Origin of the sequence: Streptomyces sp. CA2R106, from assembly GCF_037034245.1 — a bacterium.
GTDB lineage: Bacteria > Actinomycetota > Actinomycetes > Streptomycetales > Streptomycetaceae > Actinacidiphila.
Genome location: NZ_JBAGKC010000001.1, coordinates 558685 through 571890, shown reverse-complemented (window position 1 = coordinate 571890; position 13206 = coordinate 558685). Strand labels below are relative to the sequence as shown.

The following is a 13206-nucleotide window of genomic DNA, read 5'->3' as shown; positions in this document are numbered from 1 at the left end:
AGCCATCCGCTCCGGTACGGTCCGAACGGACACGGCGGCGACGGCCGCGGTCCGGGCGGACGCACTTCGGGCGAATGCGCTTCGGAGGAGCGGAAACTCTTTCTATCACCCGGCCCACTTGACGCCGCGGGCCGCCGCTGTTCCGTTATCAGCCCGCTACACGTCCCCCACCGATGCGGCAACTCCGGCCCGCTCCCGGGCACCCCGCGCGCCCGGCTACGCGTCCTCGGCCAGCTCCAGCCAGCGCGTCTCCAGGTCCTCCCGCTCCTCGCGCAGCGCGCGCAGTTCCGCGTCGAGCGCGGCGACCTTCTCGAAGTCGGTGGCGTGTTCGGCGATCTGGGCGTGCAGTTCGCCCTCGCGCTCGCCGACCTTGTCCAACCGCCGCTCCACGCGCTGGAGTTCCTTCTTCGCCGCGCGGGTGTCGCGGGCGGTGGCGCCCGCACCGGCGGCCGCGCCGGAACCTGCGGCGGCACCCGGCGCCGAACCGGCGCCGCCCGGGGGCCGGTTCGCCTGCTTCTGCCCGGCGGGCGGCGGCGCCGCGGCCGCCAGCAGGGCCTGCCGGCGCTCCAGGTACTCGTCCACACCGCGCGGCAGCATCCGCAGCGTACGGTCGCCGAGCAGCGCGAACACCCGGTCGGTGGTGCGCTCCAGGAAGTACCGGTCGTGGCTGATCACCAGCATCGAGCCGGGCCAGCCGTCGAGCAGGTCCTCCAGCTGGGTCAGCGTCTCGATGTCGAGGTCGTTGGTCGGCTCGTCGAGGAAGAGCACGTTCGGCTCGTCCATCAGCAGCCGCAGGATCTGCAGCCGGCGCCGCTCACCGCCGGACAGGTCACCGACCGGCGTCCACTGCTTCTCCTTGCCGAAGCCGAACCGCTCGCACAGCTGGCCCGCGGTCATCTCCCGGCCCTTGCCGAGGTCGACCCGCTGCCGTACCGACTCCACCGACTGCAGCACCCGCTGCGCGGGGTCGAGTTCGGCCACCTCCTGGGAGAGGTAGGCGAGTTTGACGGTGCGGCCCACCACGACCCGGCCGCGGGCCGGCTGCCGCTCGCCGTCGCTGGCCGCCGCCTCGGCCAGGGCGCGCAGCAGCGAGGTCTTGCCCGCGCCGTTCACCCCGACCAGGCCGATCCGGTCGCCCGGACCGAGCTGCCAGGTGATGTGCTCCAGCAGCGTCTTGGGGCCCGCGGTGATCGTCGCGTCCTCCAGCTCGAACACGGTCTTGCCGAGCCGGGAGTTGGCGAACCGCATCAGCTCGGCGCTGTCGCGCGGCGGCGGCACGTCCTCGATCAGCGCGTTGGCCGCCTCGATCCTGAACCGCGGCTTGGAGGTGCGCGCGGGGGCGCCGCGGCGCAGCCACGCCAGCTCCTTGCGCATCAGGTTCTGCCGCTTGGCCTCCTCGGTGGCGGCGATCCGCTCCCGCTCGGCGCGCGCGAACACATAGTCGCTGTAGCCGCCCTCGTACTCGTAGACGCTGCCGCGCTGCACGTCCCACATCCGGGTGCAGACCTGGTCCAGGAACCAGCGGTCGTGGGTGACGCAGACCAGTGCGGCGCGGCGGGCCCGCAGGTGGCCGGCGAGCCACGCGATGCCCTCCACGTCCAGGTGGTTGGTGGGCTCGTCGAGGACGATCAGGTCCTGCTCGCCGATGAGCAGCTTCGCCAGGGCGATCCGGCGCCGCTCGCCGCCGGACAGCGGGCCGATCACGGTGTCCAGGCCGTCCTGGAAGCCGGGCAGGTCCAGCGCGCCGAACAGTCCGGTGAGCACGTCCCTGATCCGCGCGTCCCCGGCCCAGTCGTGGTCCGGGCGGTCCCCGACGATCTCCTGGCGCACGGTCGCGGCCGGGTCCAGCGAGTCGTTCTGCGTGAGCACGCCCAGCCGCAGGCCGCCCTGCTGCGTCACGCGCCCCGAGTCCGGGTCCTCCAGGCGCGCCAGCATGCGCACCAGCGTCGTCTTCCCGTCGCCATTGCGGCCGACCACCCCGATCCGGTCCCCCTCGGAGACCCCGAGCGACACCCCTTCGAGCAGCATGCGCGTCCCGTAGGTCTTGCTGACGCTTTCGACATTGACGAGGTTGACGGCCACGGACGGCTCTTCCTTGGGGACGGTACGGGGGGTCTATGGGTGCGGGGCGGTGAGAGGCGGGGGATGCGGGGGTCTATGGGTGCGGGGACAGCGGGGTCAAGGGTAATGCGGGTGAGGAACATGCCCCCGGGCCGGTCACGGGAGGACGGTGGCGCCCGGAGCCGGAGCGGCGGCGATCCGCGCGGACGTGCCGAGCGCGTCGGCGATCTTCACCGCGCCCGCCTCGTCCGCGGCGAGGAAGGCCACGGTCGGCCCGGACCCGGAGACGATCCCGGCCAGCGCCCCGGCCCCGCGCCCTGCGGCGATCGTGTCGGCCAGTGCCGGACGCAGGGACAGCGCCGCGTCCTGGAGGTCGTTGACCAGCACCCGGGCGAGCGCGTGCGGGTCCCCCGCGGCCAGCGCGGCCACGAGCGCCGGGTCCGCGGCGGGCTCGGCCACCTCGCCGGCCAGGTCCCCGCTGCCGCCCGCCCGGCGCAGCCGGTCGCACTCCCGGTACACCTCGGGCGTCGACAGCCCGCCGTCGGCCAGCGCGAACACCCAGTGGAACGTCCCGCTGACCTCCAGCGCGGTCAGCCGCTCCCCGCGCCCGACCCCGAGCGCGGCGCCGCCGAGCAGCGGGAACGGCACGTCGCTGCCGAGTTCCCCCGCGATCCGCAGCAGCTGCGGGGTCGGCGTGTCCAGCCCCCACAGCGCGTCGCAGGCCAGCAGCGCGCCCGCCCCGTCGGCACTGCCCCCGGCCATCCCCCCGGCCACCGGGATGTCCTTGGCGATGTGCAGATGGACGTCCGGCTCGATGCCGTGCAGCTCGGCGAGCGCGATCGCGGCCCGCGCGGCGAGGTTCGTACGGTCCAGCGGGATGCCCTCGACGTCCCGCCCCTGCGCGGTGACCGTCAGCCCGTCCGCGGGCGCCGCGGTCACCTCGTCGTACAGGCCCACCGCGAGGAACACGTTCGCCAGGTCATGGAAGCCGTCCGGCCGCCGCCCGCCGACGGCGAGCTGCACGTTGACCTTGGCGGGCACACGGACGGTCACGGCGGTCACGATCAGATTCTCCTCGGTTCGTACGACATTCGAAGTTCGCGTCGGGCGGGGCGGGTCGGGGCGGGTCGGGTCGGGTCCGGGGCAGGTCCGGGGGCGCGGGGCCGTCACACCGCGCGGTGCTCGGCGATCGCCGCGAACTCCTCCACCGTCAGCGCCTCGCCGCGCGCCTGCGGCGGCACCCCCGCGGCGACCAGGGCCGCCTCCGCGGCCGCCGCCGACCCGGCCCACCCGGACAGCGCGGCCCGCAGCGTCTTGCGGCGCTGCGCGAAGGCCGCGTCCACCACGGCGAACACCTCCGCCCGGGTCGCCGTGGTCTTCGGCGGGTCGCGCCGCACCAGGGACACCAGGCCGGAGTCCACGTTCGGCGCGGGCCAGAAGACGTTGCGCCCGATCGAGCCCGCGCGCCGTACCTCCGCGTACCAGTTCGCCTTCACCGACGGCACCCCGTACACCTTGTTGCCGGGCGTCGCCGCGAGCCGGTCGGCGACCTCGGCCTGCACCATCACCAGCGTCCTGCGGATGCTCGGGAAGGTGGCGAGCATGTGCAGCAGCACCGGCACCGCCACGTTGTAGGGGAGGTTCGCCACCAGCGCGGTCGGCGGCGGGCCGGGCAGCTCGGCGAGGGCCATCGCGTCGCTGTGCACCAGCGTGAAGTCCCCGGCCCGCGCCGGCAGCCGCGCGGCGACGGTCGCGGGCAGCGCGCCCGCCAGCACGTCGTCGATCTCGACGGCGGTGACCTTGCCCGCGGTCTCCAGCAGTGCCAGCGTGAGCGACCCGAGCCCCGGCCCGACCTCCGCCACCACGTCGTCCGGCCCGACCTCCGCGGTGCGCACGATCCGCCGTACGGTGTTCGCGTCGATCACGAAGTTCTGGCCGCGCTGCTTGGTCGGCCGCACCCCCAGCGCGGTGGCCAGCGCGCGCACGTCGGCCGGTCCGAGCAGGGCGCCGGGCGCTTCGGGGTCTGTCGTACTCACACCCGCAAGGCTATCCGCAGCCGTCAGTACCCGAAGACCCGCGCCGTGTTCCGGGCCACCGCCGCCGCCACGGTGTCCTCGTCCTCGCCCCTGGCCGCGGCCATCGCGCGCAGGGTGACCGGGATCAGGTAGGGCGCGTTGGGCCGCCCGCGGTGCGGCACCGGGGTGAGGAACGGCGCGTCGGTCTCCACCAGCAGCAGGTCCAGCGGTGCGGCGGCCACCGCGTCCCGCAGGTTCTGCGCCGACTTGTAGCTGACGTTCCCGGCGAAGGACATGTAGTAGCCGCGCTCGGCGCACAGCCGCGCCATGGCCGCGTCTCCGGAGAAGCAGTGGAAGAGCACCGTGTCGGGGGCGCCCTCCTCCTGGAGGATGCGCAGTACGTCGTCGTGCGCCTCCCGGTCGTGGATGACCAGCGCCTTGCGGTGCCGTTTGGCGATCGCGATGTGCCGGCGGAAGGAGTGCGCCTGGGCCTGCGCGCCGTCGGGCCCGGTGCGGAAGTAGTCGAGCCCGGTCTCGCCCACGCCCCGCACCTGCGGCAGCGCGGCCAGGGTGTCGATCTCGTCGAGCGCCGCCTCCAGGGCCGCCGTCCCGCCCGGCTCCCGGTCGCCCTGGCGCGACCAGTGGTCGGGGTCGCCGTGCACGATCCGGGGCGCCTCGTTGGGGTGCAGCGCCACCGCCGCCCAGATCTGCTCGTACTGCGCCGCGGTGCGCGCCGCCCAGCGCGAGCCCTCCAGGTCGCAGCCGACCTGGATCAGGGTCCGCACCCCTACCGCGGCGGCCGCCTCGAGTGCCTCCTGCACGGTGCCCGACTGCATGTCCAGGTGCGTGTGGGAGTCGGCGACCGGGACGCGCAGCGGCTCGGGGGCGGGCGCGGGCTCGGCGTTGTTCTTCGTCGGCATGCGTCCGATCCTAGGGAGCCGCGCGGCGGGCGGTCCGCGGCGGGGCGGCGTGCCCGCGGTGCAGCAGCGCGAGCAGCGACCAGTGGCGCGCGTGCGGTGCGGCGGGCGGCTGCTCCTGCTTCGCTTGCGGGTGTGCGGCGGCCGACGTGTGCAGGGCGCTCGACGTGTGCGCGGAGCTCGGCGTGTGCCCGGAGCTCGACGCGTGCGTGTGCGCGTGCCAGCGCGACACCGCCTCGTCGACCTGGCCGGCGCGCATGATGCGCACCAGGTGGCCGCCGCAGTTCCCGCAGCTGGGCCGGGTCAGCGGCGAGGGGACCGCGGCGCCGTCGGCCAGGTACGTCACGTAGGGGCGGCCCGAGGTGTCGACATGGTGCTCGATCTCGTACGCCTGCTCCCAGCCGTGGCCGCAGCGCATGCACGCGAAGGAGTACGCCTCCCTGACGTTGGCCGGGTCCGTGCGCCCGGCAGCCCACCCGGCCGTACGCCCGTCTGCGGGCCCGCTTCCGATTCCGCTTCCGCTTCCGCTTCCGCTTCCGCTTCCGACGGTGTCGCTCATGGCAACTCCTGGGCCCGCCGGGCACCCTGCCCGACCGGGACTTCCCACCTACCAGCGAACGCCCGGCCGGGCCCGGCCGCAGCACTCCGGGACGAGACTTGGGTCAGATTTGGCGTGTTTGTGGGAGATCGGCGGGGTCGTCTTGCCCGGCCCTTCGTGTCAGCCGGGCCGCACGCCGGGTGCGCGCCGTATACGTCACCGGCGTGCTCGTACCCGCGGGTTCTTTAAGAGGCGGACCCGTGTCCGCAGGTTCTTTAAGGAGGCGGGCTCGTATCCGCAGGTTCTTTAAGGGGGCGGACTCCGCCCGCCTTCACGTCTTCGCGTGCTTGGCCGCCACCACCGCGTCGAACACGTCCCGCTTCGGCACGCCCGCCTCCACGGCGACCGCCGCGATCGCCTCCTTGCGGCGCTCCCCGGCCGCCTCCCTGGCCGCGACCCGCCGTACAAGCTCTTCGGGTGCCACGTCGCCCGGGTCCGGGGCGGGGGCGCCCTCGACCACCACGGTGATCTCGCCCCTCACCCGTTCGGCGGCCCAGCGCGCCAGCTCCGCGAGCGGGCCGCGCCGCACCTCCTCGTACGTCTTGGTCAGCTCCCGGCACACCGCGGCGCGCCGCTCGGCGCCGAACACCTCCGCCATGGCCGCCAGGGTGTCGTCGATCCGGTGCGGCGCCTCGAAGTACACGAGCGTGCGGCGGTCGGCCGCGACCTCCTTGAGCCTGGTCAGCCGCTCCCCCGGCTTGCGCGGCAGGAAGCCCTCGAAGCAGAACCGGTCCACCGGCAGGCCCGAGACCGCCAGCGCGGTCAGCACCGCCGACGGCCCCGGCACCGCCGTCACCCGCACCCCGCGCTCCACGGCGGCGGCCACCAGCCGGTAGCCCGGGTCGGACACCGACGGCATGCCCGCGTCCGTCACCAGCACCACCCGCGCGCCACCCTCCAGCGCGTCGGCCAGTTCGCCGGTACGGGCCGCCTCGTTCCCCTCGAAGTACGACACCACGCGGCCGGCCGGTTCCACGCCGAGCGCCTGGGTCAGCCGGCGCAGCCGCCGGGTGTCCTCGGCCGCCACGACGTCGGCCGCGGCGAGTTCGGCGGCCAGCCGGGGCGGGGCGTCCGCGACGTCGCCGATCGGGGTGCCGGCCAGGACCAGGAGGCCCTGCCCGGGGGCGGCCTCGGGCCGGGCGACGGGGTGGGCCGGGCCTTCGGACGGGTCTTCGGCCCGGTCTTCGGACGGGCCTTCGGAGGGGCCTTCGGAGGGATCTTGGGACGGATCTTCGGAGGAGCTGGTCACGGACCGAGTCTAGGTGCGGCCGCGTACGCGGCCCGGCCCGCCGGCCCGCCCCGCGGACCGGCAGACGGACCGGCGCGCGGATCACGCACACGGATCGCGCGCTCGGATTACCGGACAAAGCCGCCTCCCGGTGCGTACAGCTCATCGCAATCTCAGACGCTTTCCCTACGATGGCCCGGTGACGAGTGAGACCGTGGCGCAGGACCGTGCGCAAAAGGGCGTCCGGGCAACGGCGGAGCCGAGCGCGTGGGCGCGGCGGCTGCGGGGGTTCGGGCACGTCGGAACGCCCCGGACCGACACCCGCGAGCGCCTGGTCCCCCCGTTCCCCGAACCCGGGACCAGGATCTGGCAACGGCTCGGGCTGAGCCCGCGCCTGGCCCACCTGGCGGCGAAGTGGTCCGGCTGGCTCGGCCCCCTCCTGGTCGCCGTCCTCGCGGGCGGCCTCCGCTTCTGGCACCTCGGCAGCCCGCGCGCAGTCGTCTTCGACGAGACGTACTACGCCAAGGACGGCTGGTCGATGATCAAGTACGGCTACGAGGGCACGTGGCCGGACGGCAAGGTCTCCAACCCGCAGATCCTCGCGCACCCGCAGGTCATCCCGCTGTCCAAGATCGGCAGCTATGTGGTGCACCCGCCCGCCGGCAAGTGGCTGATCGGCGCGGGCGAGTGGGTGTTCGGTCTGAACCCCTTCGGCTGGCGCTTCATGACGGCCGTGATCGGCACCCTGGCGGTGCTCATGCTCTGCCGGATCGGTCGACGGCTGTTCCGCTCCACCGCGCTCGGCTGCATCGCGGGCACCTTGATGGCAGTCGACGGGCTCGAGTTCGTGATGAGCCGCACCGCGCTGCTCGACCTGTTCATCATGTTCTTCGCGCTGGCCGCGTTCGGCTGCCTGCTGGTCGACCGCGACTGGTCCCGCGCCCGCCTGGCCGCGGCCCTCCCGGTGGACGGTGACGGCTTCGCCGGGCCCGACGACACCGTCGGCTCCCGCCAGGGCATGGGCTGGCGCCCCTGGCGCGTCGCCGCGGCCGTGCTCCTCGGCCTCGCCGCTTCCAGCAAGTGGAACGGCATGTACTTCCTCGCCTTCTTCATGATCCTCACGCTGCTGTGGGACGTCGGCTCACGGCGCGTCGCCGGCTCCCGCAGCCCCTACCTGGCCGTCCTGCGCAAGGACTTCGGCTGGTCGGTGCTCACGATGCTGCCGATCGCCGTGGTCACCTACCTGCTCACCTGGACCGGCTGGTTCCTGTCCAGCGACGGCTACGACCGGCACTGGGCCGACGGCCGCGGCGGACTCTGGTCCTTCATCCCGGCCCCGCTGCGCAGCCTCTGGCACTACGAGCACGACGTGTACAAGTTCAACGTCGGCCTGCACACCTACCACCCCTACCAGTCCAACCCCTGGAGCTGGCTGGTCCTGGGCCGGCCGGTCTCGTACTACTTCGAGTCCCCGAAGATCGGGCAGGACGGCTGCACCGCCACCGAAGGCTGCGCCCGCGAGATCCTCGCCCTCGGCACCCCGCTGCTGTGGTGGTCGGCCTGCTTCGCCCTCGTCTACCTGCTCTACCGCTGGATCGCCCGCCGCGACTGGCGCGCGGGCGCGATCCTCTGCGCCGCGGGCGCCGGCCTGCTCCCCTGGTTCCACTACCAGGACCGCACCATCTTCTACTTCTACGCCGTCGCCTTCGTGCCCTACCTCTGCCTCGCGGTCACCATGATGATCGGCGCCTTCCTCGGCCCACGCGAAGCCACCGAGACCAGACGCATGTGGGGCGCCGTCGGCGCCGGCACCCTCGTACTCCTCATCATCTGGAACTTCATCTACTTCTTCCCGATCTACACGGGCATGACGATCCCCTACCACTCCTGGCAGGCCAGGATGTGGCTGGACTCCTGGATCTGACCGGTATCAGGTCATGACCTCTTCCCCTCTGGTCCTCAAGTCCTCTTGAGGACCAGAGGGGAAGACGTGCTGACGTGCTCAGATGCCGAGGTGCTGCCCTACTCGTCCGCGAGGGCGTTCGTGAAACCCGGGTTGCTGGGCAGGATGCCGCCGTCCACCGGGAGGGTGACCCCGGTGATCCAGGAGGCGTCCCGCGACGCGAGGAACGCGACGGCCGCGGCGATGTCGGCCGGCTCACCGATCCGCCCCAGCGGATACACCTCCGCGGCCTTGGCGAGCGATGCCTCGCGCCCCGCCCACGCCGGGGTGCGGATCGTGCCGGGCGCCACGAGATTGACCCGCACCCCGTCCGGCGCCGCATGCACCGCGAGGGTGCGGGTCAGTGACACCAGGCCGGCCTTGGCCGCGCTGTAGGAGTGGTTGCCGAAGTACGACAAGCCGTTGACCGAACCGATGTTGACGATCGCGCCGCGCCGCCGGGGCGCGTTCATGAGGTGCGGAAGAGCGGCGCGCGAGCATCTCATCGCACCGCCGAGGGTGACATTGAGGTCGTGCTGCCACGACTCGTCAGTCTCAAGGGTGAAGTCGTCATGGTGCTCACCGCACGAGTAGGCGTTGTTCACCAGGACATCCAGGGTGCCGAACACGTCGACCGCGCGGGTGATCGCCGCGTCCACCGAGGCGCGTTCCGCGACGTCGCAGCGCACCGCCTCCGCCCGGCCGCCGTCCGCCCGGATCGCAGCGGCCGTACGCGACGCCGCCACTCCGTCCAGGTCGGCGATGAGCACCCCCGCTCCCTCGTCGGCGAATCTGCGCGCCGTCGCCTCACCGATGCCGCGAGCCGCCCCGGTCACCACCACGCCGTACCCGTCAAAGCGTCCAGTCACCCGTTCAGCGTAGGCACTGGCGAACCGCCCTGGCCAGAGCCTGGGCCCGGGGGTCCGCGGTGACGTTGCGCTGCAGCCCGTTGGTGACGTACGCGAAGCCGATCCCGCTCTCCGGGTCCGCGAAACCGAGCGACCCGCCGCGCCCCGGGTGCCCGAACGACCCCGCGGCCAGCAGCGGCGAGGCCGGCCCGTGCAGCATGAAGCCCAGCCCGAAGCGGGTGTTGACGACCAGCACCCGGTCCGGCCCGTCCGCCTCCATGGTGCGCGCCGCCGCCAGGGTGTCAGGGTCGAACAGCCGCCGCCCCACGCCCGTGGCCAAGCCGCCGCCGGCCCCGCCGTCCGCCGCTTCGGTTGTCGCTTCGGTTGTCGCTTCGGCCGTCACGTCGCCGAGCAGCGCCGCGTAGCAGCGCGCCAGCGACCGCGCCGTGGTGATGGTGCCCGACGCCGCCAGCTCGCCGGCCCGGTAGCCGGGGTCGTTCTCGTCCGGCGGCGGCGTGATCGCGGCGAACGCCCGGCTGGTGAGCGACTCGGGGTCGCCGTAGGCGTCCTTGACGCTGCGCTTGGGGCGGGCGCGCAGCCCGCCGGACGCGGGCGGCTCGGGAGTGCTGACGGGGCCGATCCGGCCGACGCGGTGCGCCTGGTCGTCGGGCAGTCCCATCCACAGGTCGAGGCCGAGCGGCCCGGCCAGCTCCTCGGCGACGTACCGGCCGATGCTCCGGCCGCTGACCCGCAGCACCAGTTCCCCGACCAGCCAACTGAACGTCTGCGCGTGGTAGCCGTGCTCGCGCCCCACCGAGAACAGCGGCGCCTGGGCGGCGACCGCCCGCGGCCCCGACACCCCGTCGACCGCCTCCTGCGGCGTGAGCGGCGTGTCCAGCGCGGGGACCCCGGCCCGGTGCGCCAGCACGTCCCGCACCGTTACCCGGTCCTTGCCCGCCGCCTTGAACTCGGGCCAGTACGTGTACACGGGCGCGTCGAGGTCCAACTGCCCGCGCTGGTGGAGCAGCAGCAGGCACACCGCCCCGACCCCCTTGCCCGCCGACCTGACGACCTGCGCGGTATCGCGCCGCCACGGCCCGCCGCCGTCGAAGCCCGTACGCCCGGCCCACAGGTCCACCACCGGCCGGCCGTCGTAGTAGAGCGCCACGGCGGCCCCGACGTCCCCGCGCCGCCCGAAGTTCTCCGCGAAGGTCTCCCGCACCGGCTCCCAGCCGTCCGCGACCGCCCCATGCACCGTCGTGGCGCCGTCCGCGCCTTCGTGCCCACCGTACGCGTCCTGCGCGCCGTCGCCGCTCATCCTCCGTGCCCTCCCGGAACACACCCCCGCACACCTGCCCCGTACCCCCCGATCGTACGAACCGGCGGCGGGCGGCACGCAGCGGGCCCGCGGCGGGGCCGTCCCGGTCGTGGTGACCCGGGAGCGGCCCCACCGCGGGCCTGGTGGGGGGATTCGCCGCCTTACCTGCCGAGGACGGTCAGGAGGCTACGACAGCGGCGGGTAGGCGTTCTGCAGGAGTTGGTGGAACTGTGCCGAGAACCAGTGGCCCGCGAGCGGCGAGTCCGGCAGGGCGCCGGTCGGGTTGTTGCCGTTGCGCGCGTTGCCGCCGTAGGTCGGGTCGCACATCTGGTCGAAGCCCTTGCCCTCGTCGTTGGCGATGGCCTTGCTCGAACCGTCCGACTCACCCGGGGGCTTGATCCACACGTAGGCGTCCAGCCCTGCGGCCGGGGCCGCGGTCGGGCGCTCGCCGATGCCGGCGCCGGACTGGTTGCACCAGTTGCCGGCGTGGATGCGCCGGTCGATCCGGCCGCCGTCCACATAGGTGTCGACGCTGGTGGTGGCACCCGGCCCGGTGGGCCGCGCCGATCCGCCCCAGCCATTGCGGCCGGTGTCGATCAGCATCCCTATATTGCTGTCGAAGCCGACGCTGACCAGTTCGGTGCGCAGGGCGGTGGCGTACGACTGCTCGTCGACGTAGTTGTTCCAGTCGACCCACTTGGACTGCCGCACGGTCGTGCCGTTGACGCTGTCGGTCACCTTGAAGTTGGGCTCCACGGTGGCGCTGTAGTTCGCCGTGTTGGTGATGAAGCCCTGCACGTCGTGGACGGTCGCGCCACTGGTGGTGGCGGCCTTCAGGAACTCCTGCGCGGCGGGGACGAAGTTGCTGTCCCAGCCGAGCCACGCGTGGTGGCCGGCGTCGATGTAGTTGTAGGTGTTCGGCAGCGCGCCGAGCTTGGCGAGCGCGTACCCGACGCCCTTCTCGTAGTTGCCGTTGGCCTTCATGGTGGCGCAGGCGGCCGTCGAGCCCGCCTCACCGCTGGCGTTGGTGACGATGTTCGGCAGCGAGTCCGGCTCGATGATGTTGACGATCCGGAGGTTCGCGTACGCCGGGTCCGACATGATCGACGTGATCGGGTCGATGTACTGCGTCTCGTACGTCGACAGGTCGTCCGGGCCCAGCTCGCCGTTGGAGGCGAGCGCGGAGCAGTCACGGCCGGGCAGGTCGTAGATGACGAACTCGACCGTCAGCGGCTGGCCGCCCGCCTGTGCGACCGCCTCGTCGAGGTGGTCCTTGAGGCCCATGGCGCCGTCGGCACCGTCGATCGCGGCGATCCGGTCCAGCCAGACCGCGGTCGACTGGCCGGCGATCGCCGAGCCGCCGTCGGCGGACGCCTCCGCCGACCACTCCGGGTTGACGTACCCCTTCGCACCCACGTACGGGTTGTCCACCCGCTGGCCGTCGCCGCCCGTCGGCGGGGTGGTCGTGGTGCCGCCAGTGGTGCTACCGCTGGTGGTACTACCGCCAGTGGTACTGCCTCCAGTGGTGCTGCCGGTGGTGCCGCCGCTGCCGGTGCCGCACGCGACGCCGTTCAGCGTGAACGCGGTGGGCACCGCGTTGGTGCCGCTGTACGACCCGTTGAAGCCGAAGCTGACCGTGCCGTTGGCGGCCAGCGCGCCGTTGTACGACAGGTTCGACGCGGTGACGGCCGCGCCGCTCTGGCTGATGTCCGCGCTCCAGCCCTGCGTCACCTTCTGGTTGCCGGCGAACGACCAGCCGACCTTCCAGCTCGTGGCCGCCGCGCCGTTGTTGGTGACCGTCACGGACGCGGTGAAGCCGCTGTCCCACTGGGACGACACGGTGTAGTCGACCGAGCAGGCGCTGGACGCCGCCTGGGCGGTGGTGCTGCTCAACGCCGCCGCCACAGCGCCGGAGGCGACGACGAGCGCCCCTGCGGCCAGTGCGGCCGTTCTCCTTCGAATGATCGGAACTGCCATGCGAACGACCCTCCATTGGGGGGATGGACCCTCGACACTCCGTCGAAAGGTCATGGGAGGTGGTGCCGTTGGTGCGTGGTGCAGTTACACGCTCTTAACGTGGGAGCGCTCCCATAGTGAGGAGCCTCCCTATCCCTGTCAATGCTTGAAACACAACCCGGGCACAGGCTCCGCAAGACCCCCAGCTCAGGGTCGCGTTGCTCCGGCGGGCGGGCGCGGGCGATGTCGCGCACTCCGACCACCTGTCGTTGACATGCCGTCAAGTGATGTACAGAACCGCTTATTGACGTGCCATGGTGCTT

Annotated in this window: 10 protein-coding genes; 1 reads left to right on the top strand and 9 read right to left on the bottom strand. The window is 73.0% G+C overall.

Annotated features, from left to right (window positions below):
- Window positions 1–216: 216 nt before the first annotated feature.
- From WA788_RS02515 to rsmI, 6 genes are all read right to left on the bottom strand, one after another.
- Window positions 217–2082 (bottom strand): ABC-F family ATP-binding cassette domain-containing protein, encoded by a 1866-nt coding sequence (locus tag WA788_RS02515; protein WP_335971010.1) that lies wholly within the window; start codon window positions 2080–2082, stop codon window positions 217–219.
- A gap of 135 nt (window positions 2083–2217) precedes the next feature.
- A complete protein-coding gene (locus tag WA788_RS02510; protein ID WP_335971288.1) occupies window positions 2218–3126 on the bottom strand; it encodes a 4-(cytidine 5'-diphospho)-2-C-methyl-D-erythritol kinase in 909 nt (302 codons plus the stop codon).
- Between the two features lie 101 nt (window positions 3127–3227).
- Window positions 3228–4097 carry a 16S rRNA (adenine(1518)-N(6)/adenine(1519)-N(6))-dimethyltransferase RsmA gene (gene rsmA, locus WA788_RS02505; protein WP_335971008.1) on the bottom strand — a complete coding sequence of 290 codons (870 nt, stop codon included), beginning with the start codon at window positions 4095–4097 and terminating at the stop codon, window positions 3228–3230.
- Window positions 4098–4120: 23 nt separating this feature from the next.
- Window positions 4121–4996 (bottom strand): TatD family hydrolase, encoded by an 876-nt coding sequence (locus tag WA788_RS02500; RefSeq protein ID WP_335971006.1) that lies wholly within the window; start codon window positions 4994–4996, stop codon window positions 4121–4123.
- A gap of 10 nt (window positions 4997–5006) precedes the next feature.
- Window positions 5007–5552, bottom strand: a complete 546-nt coding sequence (locus WA788_RS02495; protein WP_443033949.1) for a hypothetical protein — start codon at window positions 5550–5552, stop codon at window positions 5007–5009.
- A 310-nt stretch (window positions 5553–5862) separates the two neighbouring features.
- Window positions 5863–6699, bottom strand: a complete 837-nt coding sequence (gene rsmI, locus WA788_RS02490) for a 16S rRNA (cytidine(1402)-2'-O)-methyltransferase (protein WP_335971283.1) — start codon at window positions 6697–6699, stop codon at window positions 5863–5865.
- 334 nt (window positions 6700–7033) lie between these two features.
- Between rsmI and WA788_RS02485 the strand changes: the two genes are divergently transcribed.
- Window positions 7034–8743 carry a dolichyl-phosphate-mannose--protein mannosyltransferase gene (locus WA788_RS02485; RefSeq protein WP_443033961.1) on the top strand — a complete coding sequence of 570 codons (1710 nt, stop codon included), beginning with the start codon at window positions 7034–7036 and terminating at the stop codon, window positions 8741–8743.
- A 98-nt stretch (window positions 8744–8841) separates the two neighbouring features.
- On the opposite strand, the gene WA788_RS02480 is transcribed toward WA788_RS02485, so the two are convergent.
- From WA788_RS02480 to WA788_RS02470, 3 genes are all read right to left on the bottom strand, one after another.
- Complete coding sequence (locus WA788_RS02480; protein ID WP_335971004.1) at window positions 8842–9630, bottom strand: SDR family NAD(P)-dependent oxidoreductase; 789 nt, start codon at window positions 9628–9630, stop codon at window positions 8842–8844.
- A 4-nt stretch (window positions 9631–9634) separates the two neighbouring features.
- The gene (locus WA788_RS02475; RefSeq protein ID WP_335971002.1) at window positions 9635–10927 is read right to left on the bottom strand and encodes a serine hydrolase domain-containing protein; all 1293 of its coding nucleotides are present in this window, start codon (window positions 10925–10927) and stop codon (window positions 9635–9637) included.
- A gap of 186 nt (window positions 10928–11113) precedes the next feature.
- Window positions 11114–12904 (bottom strand): glycoside hydrolase family 6 protein, encoded by a 1791-nt coding sequence (locus tag WA788_RS02470; protein ID WP_335971000.1) that lies wholly within the window; start codon window positions 12902–12904, stop codon window positions 11114–11116.
- Between the last annotated feature and the right edge of the window lie 302 nt (window positions 12905–13206).